The sequence below is a fragment of the Mesorhizobium sp. WSM4830 genome (assembly GCF_055811495.1).
Genome location: NZ_JBVVQI010000001.1, coordinates 1 through 18,923, shown reverse-complemented (window position 1 = coordinate 18,923; position 18,923 = coordinate 1). Strand labels below are relative to the sequence as shown.

At 61.4% G+C, this 18,923-nt stretch carries 21 protein-coding genes and 2 pseudogenes; 11 read left to right on the top strand and 12 right to left on the bottom strand.

All coding sequences use genetic code 11. The features are described from left to right. Positions 1 to 3: 3 nt before the first annotated feature. Both AC0L2Y_RS00115 and AC0L2Y_RS00110 read right to left on the bottom strand, forming a co-directional pair. The gene (locus AC0L2Y_RS00115) at positions 4 to 414 is read right to left on the bottom strand and encodes an SRPBCC family protein (protein ID WP_352669793.1); all 411 of its coding nucleotides are present in this window, start codon (positions 412 to 414) and stop codon (positions 4 to 6) included. Next, a complete protein-coding gene (locus AC0L2Y_RS00110; protein WP_352488427.1) occupies positions 411 to 734 on the bottom strand; it encodes an ArsR/SmtB family transcription factor in 324 nt (107 codons plus the stop codon). The genes AC0L2Y_RS00115 and AC0L2Y_RS00110 overlap by 4 nt, the downstream gene beginning before the upstream one ends. A gap of 191 nt (positions 735 to 925) precedes the next feature. Here AC0L2Y_RS00110 and AC0L2Y_RS00105 point away from each other — a divergent pair, with 191 nt between their 5' ends. From AC0L2Y_RS00105 to AC0L2Y_RS00090, 4 genes are all read left to right on the top strand, one after another. After that, positions 926 to 1,168, top strand: coding sequence for a type II toxin-antitoxin system Phd/YefM family antitoxin (locus tag AC0L2Y_RS00105; protein ID WP_352468031.1), 243 nt, complete (start codon positions 926 to 928; stop codon positions 1,166 to 1,168). Beyond that, positions 1,168 to 1,593, top strand: a complete 426-nt coding sequence (locus tag AC0L2Y_RS00100; protein WP_473552801.1) for a type II toxin-antitoxin system VapC family toxin — start codon at positions 1,168 to 1,170, stop codon at positions 1,591 to 1,593. The genes AC0L2Y_RS00105 and AC0L2Y_RS00100 overlap by 1 nt, the downstream gene beginning before the upstream one ends. Positions 1,594 to 1,698: 105 nt before the next feature. Continuing rightward, the gene (locus tag AC0L2Y_RS00095) at positions 1,699 to 1,929 is read left to right on the top strand and encodes an AbrB/MazE/SpoVT family DNA-binding domain-containing protein (RefSeq protein ID WP_473552799.1); all 231 of its coding nucleotides are present in this window, start codon (positions 1,699 to 1,701) and stop codon (positions 1,927 to 1,929) included. Continuing rightward, positions 1,919 to 2,326: a PIN domain-containing protein gene (locus tag AC0L2Y_RS00090; protein WP_473552797.1), complete on the top strand. Its 408-nt coding sequence runs from the start codon at positions 1,919 to 1,921 to the stop codon at positions 2,324 to 2,326. Before AC0L2Y_RS00095 ends, AC0L2Y_RS00090 begins: the two co-directional genes overlap by 11 nt. Positions 2,327 to 2,412: 86 nt before the next feature. Here the strand turns inward: AC0L2Y_RS00090 and AC0L2Y_RS00085 are convergent, their stop codons facing one another. The 9 genes from AC0L2Y_RS00085 to AC0L2Y_RS00045 form a co-directional block, all read right to left on the bottom strand. After that, complete coding sequence (locus AC0L2Y_RS00085; protein ID WP_473552795.1) at positions 2,413 to 3,669, bottom strand: RNA polymerase sigma factor; 1,257 nt, start codon at positions 3,667 to 3,669, stop codon at positions 2,413 to 2,415. An 85-nt stretch (positions 3,670 to 3,754) separates the two neighbouring features. Next, positions 3,755 to 4,156 carry a YciI family protein gene (locus tag AC0L2Y_RS00080; protein WP_051406115.1) on the bottom strand — a complete coding sequence of 134 codons (402 nt, stop codon included), beginning with the start codon at positions 4,154 to 4,156 and terminating at the stop codon, positions 3,755 to 3,757. 201 nt (positions 4,157 to 4,357) lie between these two features. Next, positions 4,358 to 5,140 (bottom strand): ABC transporter ATP-binding protein, encoded by a 783-nt coding sequence (locus AC0L2Y_RS00075; RefSeq protein ID WP_352488420.1) that lies wholly within the window; start codon positions 5,138 to 5,140, stop codon positions 4,358 to 4,360. Between the two features lie 10 nt (positions 5,141 to 5,150). After that, complete coding sequence (locus AC0L2Y_RS00070) at positions 5,151 to 5,948, bottom strand: ABC transporter permease (RefSeq protein WP_473553654.1); 798 nt, start codon at positions 5,946 to 5,948, stop codon at positions 5,151 to 5,153. 97 nt (positions 5,949 to 6,045) lie between these two features. Continuing rightward, entirely contained in the window at positions 6,046 to 7,026 is a 981-nt protein-coding gene (locus AC0L2Y_RS00065; RefSeq protein ID WP_473552792.1) for an ABC transporter substrate-binding protein, read from the bottom strand. 225 nt (positions 7,027 to 7,251) lie between these two features. Further along, positions 7,252 to 7,983 carry a histidine utilization repressor gene (hutC, locus tag AC0L2Y_RS00060; RefSeq protein ID WP_473552790.1) on the bottom strand — a complete coding sequence of 244 codons (732 nt, stop codon included), beginning with the start codon at positions 7,981 to 7,983 and terminating at the stop codon, positions 7,252 to 7,254. Positions 7,984 to 8,013: 30 nt separating this feature from the next. After that, positions 8,014 to 9,036, bottom strand: coding sequence for a zinc-dependent alcohol dehydrogenase (locus tag AC0L2Y_RS00055; RefSeq protein WP_473552787.1), 1,023 nt, complete (start codon positions 9,034 to 9,036; stop codon positions 8,014 to 8,016). Positions 9,037 to 9,050: 14 nt separating this feature from the next. Beyond that, entirely contained in the window at positions 9,051 to 10,373 is a 1,323-nt protein-coding gene (hisD, locus tag AC0L2Y_RS00050) for a histidinol dehydrogenase (RefSeq protein ID WP_473552785.1), read from the bottom strand. Positions 10,374 to 10,452: 79 nt separating this feature from the next. Further along, the gene (locus AC0L2Y_RS00045) at positions 10,453 to 11,226 is read right to left on the bottom strand and encodes an SDR family NAD(P)-dependent oxidoreductase (RefSeq protein WP_352488415.1); all 774 of its coding nucleotides are present in this window, start codon (positions 11,224 to 11,226) and stop codon (positions 10,453 to 10,455) included. Between the two features lie 198 nt (positions 11,227 to 11,424). Between AC0L2Y_RS00045 and AC0L2Y_RS00040 the strand changes: the two genes are divergently transcribed. Further along, a complete protein-coding gene (locus tag AC0L2Y_RS00040; protein ID WP_473552783.1) occupies positions 11,425 to 13,485 on the top strand; it encodes a N,N-dimethylformamidase beta subunit family domain-containing protein in 2,061 nt (686 codons plus the stop codon). 80 nt (positions 13,486 to 13,565) lie between these two features. On the opposite strand, the gene AC0L2Y_RS00035 is transcribed toward AC0L2Y_RS00040, so the two are convergent. After that, positions 13,566 to 14,420: an SDR family oxidoreductase gene (locus AC0L2Y_RS00035; RefSeq protein ID WP_473552780.1), complete on the bottom strand. Its 855-nt coding sequence runs from the start codon at positions 14,418 to 14,420 to the stop codon at positions 13,566 to 13,568. 195 nt (positions 14,421 to 14,615) lie between these two features. Between AC0L2Y_RS00035 and AC0L2Y_RS00030 the strand changes: the two genes are divergently transcribed. The 6 genes and pseudogenes from AC0L2Y_RS00030 to AC0L2Y_RS00005 all read left to right on the top strand — a co-directional run. Further along, the gene (locus AC0L2Y_RS00030) at positions 14,616 to 14,912 is read left to right on the top strand and encodes a winged helix-turn-helix transcriptional regulator (RefSeq protein WP_473552779.1); all 297 of its coding nucleotides are present in this window, start codon (positions 14,616 to 14,618) and stop codon (positions 14,910 to 14,912) included. Between the two features lie 439 nt (positions 14,913 to 15,351). After that, positions 15,352 to 15,705, top strand: a complete 354-nt coding sequence (locus AC0L2Y_RS00025; protein ID WP_352488411.1) for a hypothetical protein — start codon at positions 15,352 to 15,354, stop codon at positions 15,703 to 15,705. Between the two features lie 103 nt (positions 15,706 to 15,808). Further along, the gene (locus tag AC0L2Y_RS00020) at positions 15,809 to 16,171 is read left to right on the top strand and encodes an ArsR/SmtB family transcription factor (protein ID WP_473552776.1); all 363 of its coding nucleotides are present in this window, start codon (positions 15,809 to 15,811) and stop codon (positions 16,169 to 16,171) included. Next, entirely contained in the window at positions 16,152 to 16,670 is a 519-nt protein-coding gene (locus AC0L2Y_RS00015) for an SRPBCC family protein (RefSeq protein WP_473552774.1), read from the top strand. Before AC0L2Y_RS00020 ends, AC0L2Y_RS00015 begins: the two co-directional genes overlap by 20 nt. Positions 16,671 to 18,222: 1,552 nt before the next feature. Beyond that, positions 18,223 to 18,339, top strand: a pseudogene (locus AC0L2Y_RS00010) (IS66 family transposase zinc-finger binding domain-containing protein); the annotation flags it as partial. A gap of 492 nt (positions 18,340 to 18,831) precedes the next feature. Continuing rightward, positions 18,832 to 18,923 (top strand): annotated as a pseudogene (locus AC0L2Y_RS00005) (co-chaperone GroES); the annotation flags it as partial.

Genomic DNA, 18,923 nt, shown 5'->3' with positions numbered 1-18,923 from the left:
ATCTCAGTCCGTCCGCGCCAGAACCTGCTCCAGATCGTCAAAGAACCTCGGCCAGCCGACTTTGGCACCCCGGAAGTAAGGCTGCTGATCCGGCCGGAAGCCCGACTGTTCCATGCGCAAGCGGGCTCCGGTGCTCGTGGGGGTGAGGGTCCAGGAGACGACACTCTTGAGATCCTTGGTATCCCATGTGTAAGTCAGCGTTCTGTTCGGCTCGACCGTCTGCACCTGACACTCGACGGAGCCCCAGGCTGCGTGAAGATTGAAGCGGTGGTTCGCGACAGGTTTGAAGTCATTTTTCATGAGCCACTCCTCGATCAAGTGTGGTTGCGTGAGTGCGCGCCAGATCTTCTCGGGCGGATAAGCGATTTCCCTTTCGACAACGACGGAGAGTGTTTCGGTCGACGTTCGGTTCACTGGTCCATCCTTTTGAGCAGGTCTTCGAGGTCGTCGAACCGGCTCTGCCAGAATCCGGTCATCTGGCTCGTCCAGTCGAGCAAGGGGGCAAGCGCAGCAAGTTGCGCACTATAATGGGTCTGCCGTCCTGCATGGCGGTCGCGCACTAGCCCCGCCTGCCTCAAAACGCCGAGATGCTTCGACACGGCCGGTTGCGAGATCCCGGCCTGAGCCGTCAGAGCCCCGACCGTCTGCTCTCCTTCGCGACACAGTCGCTCAAAAATAGCGCGCCGAGTCGGATCGGCAAGCGTTCTGAACAGCACATCGTGAGCGTTTGGCATTGAGATCGATAACCCTTCGGCTATTGATCGATGTATAACCACCGGGATATGTATGAGTCAAGCGCGAAGCGGCATAATTCTCGTTAGTCACCTGGTTCGCTCACGCAGCCAGTTGCTTATTCGCTGTGCTCTGCACTGGAATTGTCACGTGTTATGCGCTACATGACCATCTACATGGTCAGGAGCGTGACATGGACGCGGTCAATCTGGCGGACGCCAAGGCACATCTGAGTGAGCTCGTCGACCGGGTCGAGGCTGGAGACTCGATCGACATAACCCGGCGTGGCAAGCCGGTCGCCAGGCTCACGGCCGTGGCCCGCCCTCGCAAACGGATCGACGCCGTCCTGCTCCAATCCCTGACCGCAACCATGCCTCTGCAGGCCCAGGCTGCCGCCGATCTGGTGCGATCGATGCGAGATGGCGATCGCTATTGATGTTCTATCTCGATACTTCGCTGATCGTCGCGGCGCTATCCAACGAAGCCATGACCGCGCGCGTTCAGGGCTGGCTGGCGGAGCAGGACCCAGCGCAACTTGTGATCAGCGATTGGACCATGACCGAGATGTCATCCGCCATGGCGATCAAGCTTCGGACCGGACAGATCGACCTGGAGCAGCGCGCAGCAGCGCTCGCGATGTTCAATAAGCTGGTCGCTGAGAGCTTCACCATGCTGCCGGTGACGGGCGGGCATTTTCGGGTCGCCGCGAAATTCGCCGATCAGCATATCCTCGCGCTTCGTGCTGGCGACGCCCTGCACCTCGCGACGGCATCGGAGCATGGCGCCACGGTGTGGACCCTCGACCAGCGGCTCGCCGAGGCAGGACCGATACTCGGCGTGCCGACGCAGTTGCTGGCATGATCAAGGCTCCTCCTTCAAAATGAATAAACCGATTGCTGCAATTCTTGACGTTGACGACTTCTGGATATACATTTCTTGCAGCGTATATCTAATGGAGGAAGTGGCATGCAGGTCGCCAAATGGGGAAACAGTCTTGCGGTCCGCCTTCCCGCCGCTGTGGTCGAAGCGCTTGAACTCAGGGAAGGCGATGAGATCGAAATCCATGTCGCTGACACCCGCCAGCTTGGCGTCGCGCGAAAGCCCGGGCGCGAAGAGTTGCTGAAGCGTCTCCGCGCCTTCCGCGGTCGGCTTCCCGCTGACTTCAAATTCGATCGAGACGAGGCAAATGCCCGTTAGTTTTTTCGATACCAATGTCCTTCTTTACATCGCGTCAGGCGATACGGCGAAGGCGGATCGGGCCGAGGCGGTCATCGCTACTGGCGGGGCGATCAGCGTGCAGGTTCTCAACGAACTCACCAATGTCGCGCGTCGGAAGATGCAAATGTCATGGGACGACACGCATGCGCTGCTGACCATGCTGCGCGGCCTGTTGACGGTTCATCCGGTTACCCTCGAGACCCACGAAACAGGATTGAGGCTCGCCGAGCGGTACGGCCTTTCCACCTATGACGCTATGATCGCTTCCGCAGCGATTCACGCTGGCTGCGACACACTTTGGTCAGAGGACATGCAGCACGCAATGGTGCTCGACGACGGCTTGCGCATCATTAATCCCTTTCGCGTTGCGAGTTGATCACGCTCACTGAAGGGAGCTGGCCGGGAGCGAATGGCGGCTTCCGGCCTTGCCGAGCGGCGCTTCGGGCACAGAGAGCGATGCTGTCAACCACAAGCGTCTGCGCGGGCGAGGAGAAAGGCCGCCTCGCGCACGTTGCGGGTGAGCTTGGCCGCAGCCTCGAATTCGGCGCGGGCCTCGGCCAGCCGGCCGGCCCGAAAAAGAAAATCGCCCCTCGCTGCCGGCAATGGCGCATAATTGCGCAATGCGGCGGCGTCGGCAATCTCGTCTACCAGCTGCAGGCCCGCTTCGGGCCCGAAAGCCATGCTGTGGGCGACCGCTCGATTGAGATCGACCACCGGCGAGGGCATCACTGCACGCAGCCGGTCGTAGAGCGCTGCGATGCGGGGCCAATCGGTATCGCCCGGACTGCGCGCCCGCGCGTGACAGGCTGCAAGCGCGGCCTGCAACACGTAGGGGCCCTCGCCCCCGAGAGCGTCGGCGCAGGCCAGCGCGTCAAGGCCTCGCCGGATCAGCAGTTGGTCCCAGCGTGCGCGGTTTTGCTCGGTCAGGGTCAAGAGGGCGCCGTCCGGCCCGATGCGTGCCGGCAATCGCGATGCCTGGATTTCCATCAGAGCCAGCAGGCCGAACACCTCGGCATTCTCGGGCATCAGACCCGCCAGCATGCGGCCCAGCCGTTGTGCCTCCAGGCACAGGCTCGGCCGAACAAGGTCGTCGCCTGCCGTGGCGGCATAGCCTTCATTGAAGATAAGATAGATGACCTCCAGCACCGAGGACAGACGCACCGCACGCTCGGCGCCGCGCGGCACCTCGAAGCTGAGCCCGGCCTTTCCGATCGTCCTCTCTGCGCGGACGATGCGCTGGGCGATCGTCACCTCGCTCGACAGGAAAGCGCGGGCGATCTCGTCCGTCGTCAGGCCGCCGATGACACGCAGCGTGAGCGCCGCGCGGGCGTCGGCCGAAAGTATGGGGTGGCAGGCTGTGAAGATGAGGCCCAGCAGCTCGTCGCCAAGATCTTCGTTCATCGCCATTTCGTTTCCCTCGGCCGTACCGTCGCACTCGCCGTCCAGCTCCCGCGCGATCTCCTCATGCTTGCGCTCGCGCATCTTGTCGCGACGGATCGCGTCGATGGCGCGGTGTTTGGCGACTGTCATCAGCCAAGCGCCGGGATTGGCCGGAACGCCGGTCCTGGGCCACTCGGACAGGGCAATGACCAGGGCGTCCTGCGCCAGTTCCTCCGCAAGGTCGACATTGCGCACGAGACGGACCAGACCCGCGATGAGCCGGGCCCGTTCAATGCGAAAAGTCGCTTCGATCGCCTGGTGTGTCTCGCCTGCAGTCATGCTGCCTTGTCGGCCAAAGCCATAAGGGAGGCAAGCAGGTTGCGGCCGACAGGTTCAGTTGCCGCTGCGCTTCTCGCGCTCCCGGTCATGGATTTCCGTGACCTCCGGCGTCAGATTCCCATTGCCAATCAGCCATCTCGTACAGCGGCCGGATCTCAATCTCGCTCGGTCCCGGCATGGGATTGGGGCAGCGCTTCACCCAGGCGACCGCCTCGTCCATGTCCTTGACTTCCCAGAGCCAAAAGCCGGCGACCAGTTCGCGGGTCTCGGCGAAAGGCCCGTCGATGACTGTCCGGCGTGGACCATCGAACGCAACGCGCTTGCCCTGCGAGGAGGGCTTGAGGCCGTCGGCGTCGAGCAAGATGCCGGCATTGCGCAGCTCGTCGTTAAACCTGCCCATCGCCTCCATCGCCTCCTTCGCCTCGGGCGTGGGGACAAAGCCCTTTTCGCTATCCTCGGTAGCCTTCACGAGCACCATCACACGCATCGTCTGTCTCCTTGTTGAGCCGGCCTCACCGGCCGGCATCGAAACGACGAACAGAGTTTAGGAAATCGACATTGTCCTGCAAATTTTTTCGAGGTTGAGGAGAAAGACGCCGATCGCGGCTGCCCTGGTCAGGGATCGCGATGGCGCGATATCGGGATTGGCGCAACGCAGGTCGCCAATTGTAAGTAAATTGAATGGCGCCTAAACCATTTCGGGACGTTTTGAGGCCTCGCGGATCGCCTTGTGCACGCTGCGCTGCAAATCCATGAAGGCCCGGGTTTCCATGACCTCCTCCCGGCGCGGGCGCTCAATGTCGACATTGAAGGTCTGCATGATGCGTCCCGGGCCGATCCCCATCACGACGATGCGGTCCGACAGGTAGACGGCTTCTTCCACATCATGGGTGACGAAGAGCACGGTGAGCCTGTGCTCCTCCCAGATCTGCGTCAGGAGTTCCTGCATCTGATGCCTGGTCAAGGCATCGAGCGCGCCAAAGGGCTCGTCCATCAGAAGCATTTTGGGTCGATAGGAAAGGGCACGCGCTATGGCCACCCGTTGCTTCATGCCGCCCGAAAGCTCCGACGGATAGCGATTGGCGCTGTGAGGGAGCTTGACCAAATCGAGATGCTCGCGTGCTATCCTGCGGCAGGTCGCGCGATCATGACCCGCGGCCTTGAGCGCGAACTCGATATTCTGCTGCGCCGTCAGCCAGGGAAGCAGGGTGTAGGACTGGAAGACGACGCCGCGGTCGAGGCCCGGCTGCAGGATCGGCGCGCCATCGATGGCAAGATCTCCCGCGTCGAAATCCTGCAGTCCGGCAACGATCGACAGCAGCGTGCTCTTGCCGCAACCCGACGTGCCCACCAGCGAGACGAACTCGTTGTCGGCAAGATCGAGATTGATATCGCGCAGCACTTCCGTGCGCCGCGCGCCCGTGCCGAAGCTCTTGTGGAGACCCTCGATCCGCAGTTTGGGCAAACTCATCGGCCCGGCCTCATTGCACGTGACCCTCCTGCCGGAACAGCACTTTTCCCAGTGCCTTCATGACCTGGTCGGTGATGAGGCCAAGCACGCCCAGCAACAGGATGTAGCCGATGATGGTGTTTGTCTGGAAATAGCGCTGGGACACGGTGATGCGGTAGCCGAGGCCTGATGTCGCCGCGACAAGTTCCGCCAACACCAGCCAGGTCCATGCCCAGCCGAGACTGATGCGCAACGTATCCCAGATGCCTGGCAAGGCGCTGGGAACCACGATGCGCGTCAGGATCCTGCGATCCGGCAGGCCGAGCGTCCTGCCAAGGCCGATGAAATCAGCGGGAACCCGTTTTACATTGTCCATGATCATCAGCACCTGCTGGAAGAAGGTGCCGATGAAGATGATCAGGAACTTCTGGGCATCGCCCGTCCCCGACCACAGGATGGAGAGGGGCACGAAAGCGACCACCGGCATGTAGCGGATGAAATCCACAAGCGGCTCGATCGCCGCTTCCCAGGTCCTGAAGCTGCCGATCAGCACGCCGATCGGAATCGCCAATGCCGAGGCGATGAGGAAGCCAACAGAAATACGGTATATCGAGGTCCTGAGATCCAGCCACAGCGTGCCGTCAGCCGAGAGCTTGCCGAGCTGGGTCACCACGCTCCCCGGCGAGGGCAGGAAAATCGGCTTTACCAGCCCCAGCCCCGTTGCCGCCCACCAGGCAAGGCCGAGGCCGGCAAAAACCGCCACTGCTATCATCAGGAAGCGCGAGCGTGCGATGGGCGCGCCGATCCCGGAGGATCGGCGACGGCGCATCGGCTGTTTGATTACCGGCCCCGGCACTGCGTGAGACGGGCTTGGCTTGGTCGCACGCTGCTCGGACATTTGCGTCACCACCGCGAGCCGGCCCTCGTCATTTCGCGGCCTTGACGAATGACGGGTCGATCATCTGCTCCGGCGTCACGTCCGCCTGAAGCAGCCCGGCGTTCTTGGCGGCCGCCTCGACGTCGGCGAATATCTTGGTGGAGAATTCGCCCGTCAGCGCATCCTTGCGCACGCCATCAAAGGCGGTGTTGAGGTCTTCGACGCTCGAACCGACCGCCTTGGAGATGATCGCCCGGCCGTCGGGCGTGTCGGCATTGTAAGCCTTCAGGGCCGCATCCCAGGTCTTGATCATGGCAAGCACCTGGCCGGGACGCGACTTGATCACCTCATCGCGCACCACAAACACGTCGCTGATCAGGCCGGGATCTTCGCCTGCGGTGAAGAGCAGCTTGACATCCTTGTTCTGTGCCCTGGCCGCGGTGAGATAGGGCTCATAGGTCACCGCGACCGGAACCTGGCCGGCGATCAACGCACTGCCGGCATCCGCCGCCGGCATTGGAACCGGCTGGACATCGGCGATGGACATGCCGTTCTTGGCGAGCGCGTATTTGAGCAGGATGTCGCTCGTCGTGCCTTCCTCGAAAGCGACCTGTTTGCCCTTGAGGTCGGCGACGGAGGCGATGTCCTTGCCGGCGATCATGGCGTCTGCAGTCATGCTGACGTCGAGCAGAAGCACGATCTTCACCGGCAGGCCGGCCGCAACCATGCCCATAGCCGTGTGGGTCGCGATATTGGCGGCATCGAGTTGGCCGCTGGCCAGGGCCGCGTTGATGTCCTTGTCCTCGGCGAAGTTCACGATCTGCACGTCCGACAGCCCGCTTGCCTTGAACAGGCCCTTGGCCTCGGCGACGTGCCACTGGCCATAGCCAAGCCATGGCTCGATGCCGATCTTGAATGTTCCTGCCTCGGGCGTCGCCGGAATCGTCGTGTCGGCCGCGTAGGCCGCCGGGGCAAACCCGACGGCAGCGGCCATAACGAGTGCCCGAAATTGTCCTGCTAGGTTACGCATCATCTTGTTCCCCTTGATGATCAGGCCGCTTTTTTGAACCAAACATCCGGCCTGGTGAGAATGCGGGCTTCTGCTCTTGCGGCACCGTGCCTCGGCATCTTAGCTGTCCGTTCAACGAAAGTGCGACGACACTTCAACGTCAGCAACGGCGGATGTCAAGGCTAAATACATACATGCATATACAAGTTAGACCCCTCCTTCCGACTCTGATTCGCTTCACTGCGATCAGGTTTTTTTGGACGGAGAATACCGACTGCCAAGCGAGTAGCGGCTGCCAACGTAAGTCAGCTTGCTGATCGTGGCAACGACGGCGCCGGTCCATGTCCGGCGATGCAGGAACAGGCAGCAGCTGCCGACGTCGATGCCCAGATACCGCGCCGTCTCGGCATCGGCAGGGGTCGCCGAGATGATGTGCTCGACCTCCGTCACCGGGGTTTTCTGCATGAGATAGTCGTAGGTCGCTGTCCTGGAAAAGTCCTGCTTGTCATAGTCGGGTATCAGGCCCGGGTTGACGAAGCGCTCTTCCAGTTGCACAGGCAGGTCGTTCTCGAAGTTGACGACGATGGAATGATAGACCGACGCGCGTTTTGCGAACTCGAAAGAAAGCGCGAGCTCCTTTGTCGGCGTGATCTTTTCGAGGACGATAACCTCGGAACGATGCCTGTTTCCCCGCGCGACAATTTCCGCCGCGATGTTGTTGATCTCGATCAGTGCGGATTGCGGTCGAGGTGGCGCGATGAATGTGCCGACGCCCTGGAGCCGGATCAGAAAACCCGCAGAGGTCAACTCCCGCAAGGCACGATGGACCGTCATCCGAGACACGCCGAGTGTCGCCACGAATTCATTTTCGGACGGCAGCTTGCGGTCCTTGCTCCATCGCCCGGTTCCGATGTTCGTCAGGATGTAGTCCTTGACCTTCTCGTAAAGAGGGCTGGCGGTGTCGGGCAAAGTGATCATTTCAAAATCCTTTCCGGCAACGTTCGGAAATCACACGCGCCCGGCAGACCGCATCCGGATGATTGTTTTCAAACCGTCGCCCTGCCCCGCCAACAGCCGCTCATAGGCCGCGGGAACATCATCCAGGCCGATCTCGCGGTCGATCAGTTCGACCATGGGCTCGGTCAATTCGCCGAGCATCCGGATGGCGTCGGGAAGCTCATCGGCGAAGGCGTGGCATCCCAGCAATGCGATTTCGCGTTCAACCAGGATGTTGGGATCGATATCGAGGCGGCCGTGGAATATGCCGACCATCGCAACAGTGCCGCCGGCATCGAGAACGCCGAGCAACTGGCTGAGTGCTGCGACGCTGCCGGTCGCTTCGACGGCAGCAAGCAAGGGGGCACCCGCAGTGGCGGCGGCAATGGTGTCCCGGTTCAAATCGACGATGCTGGCGCCGGTCACCCGCGCCACCCGGGCGCAGCGGCCCTGATTGCGGTCGGCGACGAGCACGGTACCGGCGAATGTCCGGGAAAGCAGCAGTGCGGCAAGCCCGCCGATAGTCCCACAGCCGACGACAAGAACGGAGCCGGCCGTTTTCGGCAGACGCCGCACTGCGTGCAACGCGACAGCCAGCGGCTCGGCCATCGCCGCGACCCGTTCGTCAAGCGCGGCATCGATGATATGCAGCAGGCGTGCGGGCAGGACCGCCTGTTCGGCAAATCCGCCGTCGCATATCTCGCCGACGAAGCCCAGCGACGTGCAAAGATGCCGCCTGCCTGCATGGCATTGCGCGCACTCTCCACACCAGAAACGGGAATCGGCGACCACTCGGTCGCCAACGGTGACGGTGTCCACGCCCTCGCCGATGGCGATCACCGTGCCTGTCAGCTCATGGCCAGCCGTCGAAGGCGATCGGCTTATCCATTGGCCCGTGCGGAAGTTGTGAAGATCGGAACCGCAAATACCTGCGGCATCGACCCTCAGCTTCACCCAGCCTGGCTCGGGAGCTCCCGGCACGGCGATATCCTCGACGCGCAGGTCGCCGGGTCCATGGAGTCGCGCCGCCCTCATCGTCATCGTTCCGCTCAGCCGGCGAGATAGCGATCGCGGATCTCCGAAACCGCGTTCTCATGCGAGCTGAACCCTTCGTAGCGCGCGAGCCTGCGGGCATGCAGGGCGAGTTCCGGATAGGCCACCGAGGTCACATAGCCGACCGACGATCTCTTGACGAAATCCGTCACGGAAAGCGGTCCAAAGGTTCGCGCCCACCGGCTGGTCGGCAGCACCGCATTGGGTCCGAGGACGAAGTTGGCGAGGGTCACCGGCGTATGCGGTCCCATGAGGATCTCGGCGGCTTCTGTGATGCGTCCGAGATGCGCAAATGGCTCCGTTGACAGAATCTCGAGGTGCTCCGGCGCATAGTCGTTGATGAAGCGGTAGCTGTCCTCCAGCGACTCGGTCAGGACGATGCCGCCGCGCTTTCCAGTCAGCACCGCGCGTGAGAACTCCACACGCTGTTCGCTCATCCGGGACCAGTGTTCCGGTATCGCAATCAACGCGGCTTTGGCGACCTTGCGGCTGTGCGTCACCAGGTAGGCCGAGGAATCCGGCCCGTGCTCGGCCTCGATCAACAGGTCAAGAGCAGCCAGGCCGCCGTCGACGCTGTCATCGGCAAAGATGATCGCTTCGGATGGACCGGCGGGGAGACCTGTGTTGATGATCGGGGACAACACGCTCTTTGCCGCCACCACCCACGGGCTCCCCGGCCCGACGATCTTGACGGCAGGCTTCACGGTCTCGGTTCCATAGGCGACGGCGGCGACCGCATGGGCGCCGCCGCATTTGTACACGGTCTCCACGCCGGCAATGCGGGCAGCAACCAGCGTCGCGGCGTCGACGGAACCGTCCGAAGTCGCAGGCGTCACGATCGCGATCTGGGGAACCCCGGCAATCACCGCCGGAACCGACGTCATCATCGTCACCGAAGGGAAGGCGCCTTTGCCGCGCGGAACATAAAGCGCGACCGAAGCGATTGGTGTGTATCGGTCACCCGCATAGGCGCCCGGCCGAACTTCCTTGAGCCACATCGTTTCCGGGCGCTGCTCCTCGTGGAAATGCCTTATGTTCTCGATGCCGAACCGGATACTTTCCACGACATCTTTGTCGACCTTGTCGAATGCCGCGTCGAACTCCGCTTCCGAAACTTTCAGTCCACCGTCGGCAACATCGGCTTTGTCGAGCTCGCGTGCAAACCGGAGCAAGGCCGCGTCACCTTCATCCTTGACGGCCTGGATGATTGGACGGACATTTTCGATGAAGGAAGACAGATCTCCCTCGGCGCGTCTCAGTAAACTGGCCCGCTGATCGACACTGAGGGATGACAGGCGGTGGAAGCTGACGTCAGACATGGCGGCTCCTTTTCTTGAGACCCAATTACGATTAGCGCTTGTCGATCACTTCTGGGATACGTCTCCGGCCCTGAAGCCTTCAAATCGATGCGAGAAAGCCTCCATCCACGGGAATGGACTGGCCGGTTATGTAGGCTGCCGCATCCGAAGCAAGGAACACCGCGATTCCGTGCAGGTCCGAGAGATCACCAAAACGGCGCTGCGGAATCTTGGCGAGCATCGATTGCTGCCATGCCTCGTTGCTGTAGAACACGTCTGTCATCGCTGTCCTGAAATAGCCAGGCGCAATGGCGTTGACCCGGATCCCAAGATCGGCCCACTCCGCCGCAAGCGCCCGCGTCATGCCGAGGAGGCCTGATTTCGACGAGCCGTACGGCACCGCCGTGGGAACCCCGACCTCGGAGGTCAGCGAGCAGAGATTGATAATGACGCCGGGTCGTCCAGCATCTCTCATCTGCCGCGCGGCGGCCTGGGCGCAGAAGAAGGCGCCCTTGAGATTCGTATCGACAATCCTGTCCCACAAGGCCTCGTCGACATCGAGTGAAGGCCGGACCTCTTCCACCCCCGCATTGTTGACGAGAATATCGAGACCTCCGAGCAGGTTGCCGGCCTCGGCTGTCGCCGCCCGGCAGCGGTCGACATCGGTGACGTCCAGGGCGATGGCATGCGCGACCCCGCCGGCAGTGCGGATTGCGGCCATCGTCTCCTCGAGCGAGGCGACGCTGCGCGCCGTGACCGCGACGTCGGCGCCGGCCGCGCTGATCGCCTCGGCGATGCTGCGCCCGATGCCGCGGCTTGCGCCGGTTACAAGCGCCTTCCTGCCTGACAGGTCGAAGAGAGATGCGTTGCGCATGTCATCCTCCTTGGTAATGTCGCGCTTGGACCGATCGTGTCGAGACTATCCGAATGCAGCTTATCTATACAAGCATGTACATCATGGCTGTAGTGCGCCATGCGAAACTTTGCTTGTCAGAGCGGCAGCGCATTGGTCGACATCGGACCGGTCTACGCGGTTCGCCCCAGCCCATCTGGAGTTCATCGGGAGGGATAGATGAAGCGCGCAGTAGACCACGACGCGATGAGCGTGGTTGGTTATGCCACCCCCTGGAGTGCCAAAGCAGGCCAGCGGATCAGCCTCAGCCTGTCATGTGATCGGCCGATAAAGGCCACACGAATTTGCCGGCTCGACAAGCCGGCTCCGGAATTTCTCGCCTGGCCCATCGAAACGATAGGTGAAGCACGGCATCGGCATTTCGACCAGGGGTCGTTCCTGTTCATGCGAGCCGGCGAACTGGCCAAAGTACAAGCCGTCCACGGCATACGTTTTGAGCTGTTCCTCACGCGCAACGAAGGTGCGCGCACGATCCTGGAGGCAGGCGCCCTTGGGCTGCGCCTCCGCGACGGCGCATTTGTCGTGGAAATCGGCGGCGAAACCCTTGTCGAGAAGAAGGCGCCAACTGGTGTGTGGCTCACTGTCGAGTTGGATCTGCGGCAGGAGCAATCGCGTCTGCGCATCAAATCCCATGATCTTCTCGCGCCTTACGAACTCCATGAACGTTTTGGCAGCCCTGCGCGGAACCTCCAGGCGCGCAGCATCCATTTCGGCGCAGGTGCTACCCACCACCAACCTACCCTCAACGCGAAATTTGCCGCGATCCGGCTCGACACCCCACAGGGGACTGTTGCCTGGGATTTCCCGACGCTGTTGCCAACGCAGCCGATCCGGTCGTCGGGCGGAGCCGATCAGCTGCTCCTCGATGTGATGAATCAGCCAGCCTTCTGCATGACTTCGGCACGCTGGGACGGATCGAGCTTCGAGCCTCGTTTCGTGCCGTCGCACTACGACGCTATCCATTGCCACGACGACGACATCGGCCCGCTTGAGTGGCCGGCATCGCACCGCGTGACGATCCCGGAAAACGCAAGCCCAGGCGTCTACGCGTTCCAGATCGAATGGGAGGGTGGTTACGAACGCGTGGTGTTCTTCGTCACCTCTTCACAGGTTTCGTCGCCGCTGTTGTATCTCGTGCCGACGGCCACCTATCTCGCTTATGCGGACGAATATCTCCCCGATCATCTTTATGAATGGAAAGGCGACGACCGGGGACATCGCTTCGCGATCGCCAACAATCTGAAATCTCTTTACGACTACCATTCCGACCTTAGCGGTGTTTCCATCTGCTCCTACAAAAAGCCGAAAGTGACGCTCAGGGACGATTACGATTATCCGCTCTGCGGCTGCCCACACAATTTGCCGGTCGATCTGCACTTCCTCCGATTCTGCCACGACAATGGAATCGTGTTTGACGTCATGACCGATCACGATTTGCACGAATGCGGCATAGATGGTCTGCGTCGACATCAGGCCGTCGTCACCGGCAGCCACCCCGAATATATGTCGATCGAGATGGAGCAGGCACTGCGGCAGTTTGTGGCCGAAGGCGGCAGCCTCGCCTATCTCGGCGGCAACGGCTTCGCTGCCACTGTGGCTTTCAAGGATGACCTGATGGAGCTGCGGCGCTCGCCGCTGGAGGCCGGCCGCACCTGGGACGGCCCGGTCGCCGAACAGGCGCTGTCGATCACCAACGAACCAGGCGGCTATCTCCGCTCCCGCGGCCGAGGCGAATTCTCGCTGATCGGCGGCGCGATCTCACTGATGGGCTTCGAAGGCGCGCACCCCTTCACGCGCACTGAGGAAAGCCATGAAGCAGGATGCGCATGGCTGTTCGAAGGCGTTGAAAATGCAACCTTCGGCACCGACGGCATCGTGCTGGGCGGTGCCGCGGGCTACGAAGTGGATGCGACGGATCCAGCCCTCGGCACGTCCGCTGACACCGTCGTGATCGCGCGTGCGACCGGATTTCCCGACAGCTTCTTCCAGGATCCGACGCGCTGGTATGCGGGTGGGGATACCCAACGCGTCGCCCGCCGCTGCGCCGAAATGACCCTGCGAAAGCTCGCAGCAGGCGGCTTGATCTTTTCGGCAAGCTCGGTTGCCTGGTGCGGCGCGCTGCCGGCCGCAGGCGCCATGAACGACGTCGGCAGGATCACGCTCAATCTGCTCAACCGCCTCGGCGCCACGAAAGGAGAAGCCGGGCGAGAAAATCGATAAGCTGATTGGTACCGTTATGGAAAGATCCGGATCCGCTTTCGACCGGCGGCGCTATGCATGTCGAGTTCTGAGCCCCCGCTTCAACCGCTCAATGCGGCCGCAAGGAGGCTTTGCATCGAGGTGGTCGGACGACCGATCAGCCGCCCGAGGGCGCCTCCATCGTCGAACAACGCTCCGCGTGAGGCTGCGGCGTCGGTATCGGCCAGAAGCGCAGCGAAGTCGGCCGGCAGCCCGGCCCCCATCAACACGCCCTGATAGGCAGCTTGGGAACGATCGTTGTAGGCGATAACCTTGCCCGATTGCCGCGAGACCTCCGCTGCAAGGTCGGCGAGCGTAAAGGCGTGGTCTGCGGCGAGTTCGTACGTCTTCCCCGCCTGGTCGTCGGTGGTCAGAACCACTGCCGCAGCTTCGGCATAGTCCCGCCGCGCCGTGGACGAGAAGCGCCCGTCGTTCGCGGCGCCGACGAAGGCGCCGTGCTCCAGAGCCGCAGGAAGCGCCAGCACGTGGTTTTCGATGTACCAGCCATTGCGCAGGATGACGGCAGGAAGGCCCGAGGCCGCAATGACCTCCTCCGTCTGGCGATGCTCGACCGCGAGCGTTGCGGGAGACGTGTCGGCGTGCAGCATGCTGGTGTAAGCGATCAACGAAACCCCGGCCCGTTGGGCTGCCTCGATCACGGCGCGATGCTTCGGCAGGCGGCCGCTGACTTCGGTCGAGGAAATCAGCAGCAGTTTCTGGACGCCGGCGAAGGCGGGGGCGAGCGTGTCGGGACGGTCGTAGTCCGCCTCCCTCACGATCACACCGCGCTCCGCCAGATCGCTGGCCTTTGCCGGATTACGGACCGCCGCGACGATCCGGTCGGCCGGAATGGTCTTCACCAGTGCCTCCATCACCAGGCGGCCAAGCTGTCCTGTTGCTCCAGTTATTGCGTACATCGTTCAGCCCATTTCGTGGTTGCGTGGATCGGAGAGCCTTCGAATAGCGGCCCTCGTTACCATTGGAAACCACGTATCTTGTAGTTACCGCAATTTTCCGGTAACCAACTGGAAACTCCCCGAGAAGGGTGCGCGATGGTTCTTAAAGTGCGAAAAAAGGTGAAGGGTCTCGCCGGCTGCCCCATGTCGAGGTGCATGGCGCTGCTTGGCGGCTGCTGGACACCCGAGGTGCTCTGGTCCCTGAGCGAAGGCCCGCGTCGGTTCTCGGAACTCCGCCGCGATATCCCAGCCGTTTCGGCGAAGGTACTGACAACCAGGCTGCGGGATCTCGAGGCGCGCGGCGTACTCGGTCGCAAGGTGATGGCGACATCGCCGCCGACCGTCGAATATGAGCTGACCTCGTTGGGGCGGGAGCTGCTCCCGGCCATCAGGTCTATCGTGGAGGTCGGGTCGCACCTGCTGCTCCGTGATTCTTCGGCTGGACAATCGTGAGCACATCGTTGGCGGCCAGACTGAATTCGGGCTGTCCCTGAACAAGGATGGCGTTTGATGTGCCCGTTGGTCTGGTGGTGGAGCAGTTCCGTCCGCCGGCATGTCAGCGTTCGAGATGGATGGCCAGGCTTCAGCCTCGCGCCATCATTAGCATTAGCCTGAAGCCCTTCGGCCACTTCGCCGAAGCGGGAAATCAGGAGTTGCTCCGCTCAAGCAAAGACTGGTTGAGGTGAGTTTACGGCAATCCGGCGCGCCGGAGCGATCGCCGAGGGTGAACAAGGCAGCCCCCATAAACTCGGACCTGCGCTCACCGATAGGCATCGACAGGACTGACGCAAATTGCCGGGCGGGCATTTAGAGGGTGGTAATGCGCAGTGACTTGGGCCCTCCAGGAGACTAATCTAGGACGCTTCTGCCAGCACGAAGAAAAAACCGCCGTATGCCCCGTTTTCTTGCCGTCTACACCATGAAGCCCGAAGACCTCGCCCGCTTTCGCAGCCTGCCTAAGCCCGAGCAGGATGCGATTGATGCCGTCGGCCTACAGCAGTGGGCGGACTGGGAGGAGAGAAATGCCGCATTTTTCCCCGATCGCGGCGGCATGGTCGGTAAGACGAGGCGCGTTACCAGGGACGGCATCGCCGACGCCGTGAACCCTTTCTGCGGCTATATTGTCGTCGAGGCCGATACCATCGATGCCGCCGCCCGCCTGTTCGAGAACCACCCGCATTTCACGGTCTTCCCAGGAGACGGCGTGGACATCATGCCCTTCCTCACCGACCCTGCTCCGACTTGAACATCCGCTAATCGCTTGCGGTTTACCAGAAGGGGCGACCGGCAACGCAACCAACTCGGTCTCCCCTTGCACGCCGCCCACCCGTCTGTTAATACTGAACCACATGGTTCAGTATACTCAGACCTGTCTCGATGCCTCGTTCGCCGCACTCTCGGACGCCACCCGACGCGGCGTTCTGGAGCAGCTCGGACGTACGGACGCTTCGATCACAGAGCTTGCCGAGAAGTTCCACATGACCCTCACGGGCATGAAGAAGCATGTCGGCGTCTTGGAGCAGGCGGGGCTCGTCACCACGGAGAAGATCGGGCGCGTGCGGACCTGCAAGCTCGGCCTGCGCCGACTGGAGGAAGAGGCGGCATGGATCGAAAGATACCGCCAGCTCTGGGACGCACGCTTCGACGAGTTGGACAAGGTTGTCGAGGAACTGAAACGGAAGGAGAAAGTCGATGGAGGAAAGAAGAGATAATGAGCGCACTCCCATGAAGAACCGCACGACGGTGGAACGGAAGTCCGACCGGGAGCTGGTCGTTACGCGAACCTTTGACGCCCCTGCGCGCATCGTGTTCGAGGCGTGGACCAAACCCGAGCTGTTTAAGCGGTGGTGGGCACCAAAATCGATGGGTATGTTCCTGCGTTCCTGCGAGATGGATGTTCGTGCCGGGGGCAGGTACCGTTTGGTTTTCGGCCACGATGCCACAAAACCTGACGAGTTCTTCGGTAGGTATATCGAAGTGACACCGCACTCGCGCCTCGTCTGGACCAATGACGAAGGTGGTGACGGTGGACCCGTCACCACGGTGACCTTCGAGGAAAAAGGTGGCAAGACGCTGCTGGTCATGCACGAGCTCTATCCCTCGAAGGAAGCTCTCGACGCTGCCGGCACCGGGGCGGCGGACGCGATGCCCGAGCAGTTCGAGCAGCTGGACGAGCTTCTCGTCAGCCTGGGCGCGAGCGTGCGACGGTGATGAAGTCGTCGATCTCACGGCCGGCCGCGTGGATCGTCAACTAGACGGAAGAGAATTCCGACGAGATGGCCGCCGCCGATGGGGCCAATCATCAAACCCGTTGGCAACGCGATCAACCGAGGTGGTCTCGTCGTGCCCGTCCGACTCGATCCACCTTTTTGCGCGCCATTCTACGCTGGCGCACTACCGCCTTCCGGAACCGACTTTACATCGTCCTGAAAGTGGGCGCAGACCGGCTTGCGAAAAATTGCCACCGAACGCTGTTGCCGCCGTTTCTCACTCCCACTCAATCATCAATTAAGTCCATATCTGCCTGTTTTAGCTATTAAATTTATTGACATGGCCAAATAATACCGTCAAGAATACCGTCAGATTCTTACGCTGTTGAAAAGACTGAAACAATGTGGTCGCCGTCGCGGTATGCACACCTTTGACTGCATTATTTACGAGCTGCCATTCGGCGAGGTCAACGTCGGAGTTCACAGACCATAAGGCAAGGACGGTCTTTGCTCATGCTCGACAGCCCTAGGTCGAGTAGACGAGCGGCTGTATAGCGGCAATGGGCTGGCAGGAGATAGGTCTCGTGCCGCATCACCCTGTGGATCCTCGGTCGACCAAAGCTTCGCATTCTCATCTCTGCTCGTGCCGATGTCTCCCAATCGGCCATGCGCTATAGGAACACGACTTTCGATTCTGTCCTCAACTCTTCGACTCACTTTGAGTAACAACGTCACGCCGGTCCTACACTTCTGACGCCATTTGCCGCAATGCGGCCAGTAAGAGCTGCGCCCGTTCGCGATTTCCGAGCGCCGCCTTGTTTGCTCGACTCCGCGCTCCAGGCGCTCGAAGGTGAACGCGTAGGCGTCGCCATGCCGGACGACCAGATAAGGCCGCGACAGCCAGACAGCGTTCGAGCTTGGCTATTGACGGATGGTGTCAGTTGGAACGATCTCGTTCAACCTTCGGCAATCTGCAAGGTCCATTTTTCCGCTCCCGTCGAGGCCGATTGGCGGCAGGATCGCCTAGGTGCGCCTCGTGATTGGGCCACAAGTGGGTTCGACGTAAATAGGGCGTCAAACCGCCCTTGGCGCGGAAGCGCGAGTGGCATCATAAAATGGCTTTCGCCCCGTCTGTACGTAGCTGATGTGATGTGGCCACAAGTTTTGACGTGGTTCAATTGGCAAGTCATTGATGCCTGAAATCTTTCGGTGCTAGCTCCAGCTCGTAGTATGGGAGGCAGGTCGGCCTCTTTGCAAGCGGCGGCGCCGCGTCAATCACGAAACACCAGGCCCGCATCTTTGCCGCCCGATGGTCCATGAAATCCCTTCACCGCTTACAGCTCCGCGTGGATTGGCGAGCGCTTCGGGGGTCGCCTGCTGGCTGAGGATAGATTGCGCCACGTCGCCGCCAGCATTGAGTGCCGGCGAAAATTCCGATCGAGAGAAGAAAGGGCAGCACGCACACGCCGACGCGCACCACTCGATTGCGCAAATTAGGCCGTGAGCAGCATTGTTGAAGACGAAACCGTTCATCAGACCCGAGCGCCGACTCCGACATCGTGCCCGCCCAGTTCCGGGTGATTGTCACCCGCCGACCGAAGTATGCGTGTCGGGCCTGCGAAGAGGTGGTCGTGCAGGCGCCAGCGCCGGCACGTCTCGTCGAAGGCGGCACCGATGTCGTCCACCGTGAGCTCGCTCGAGAGTCTGATCAGCACGTCGAGCGATTGCGCCTAGCAATCCTGAAGCAAGGCGCTCGCAATTTGCTTGTTCGATGGGCGACCCAAACCGAGGAGACATCGTCCTCAGAAAGACATTCCGATGTGCTCTGCCCTGCCGAAGCGATGAACGCTCGTTGCGACCCCAAGTGGATGCGGCCGACTGCTCTGCCGTTAATTTCACATAATTTCACATTCCAAATAAGACACAAAAGTCAGCCAGCGCTTACGGCCGAAACGCTCGCTTAGGCATTGAGATGCGCCGTAATGGGGCCAGGCTTCCGTGCCGATTCCAAATCTTTTGGCTCTTCGGCCGTCCGCTCATCCGTCTTGACTAGTACGAACCTACAGCCTATCTCACAGCCACGTTAGCACTCCCCGCTAGCGAGTGCTAACCGGGCTCCGGCAACGGAGAACCTTTCAACCTCCGCACCAGGGATATCCAAAATGGCAAAGTCGAATTTCCGCCCGCTTCATGACCGCGTGGTCGTTCGTCGGGTCGAATCCGAATCCAAGACCGCGGGCGGGATCATCATCCC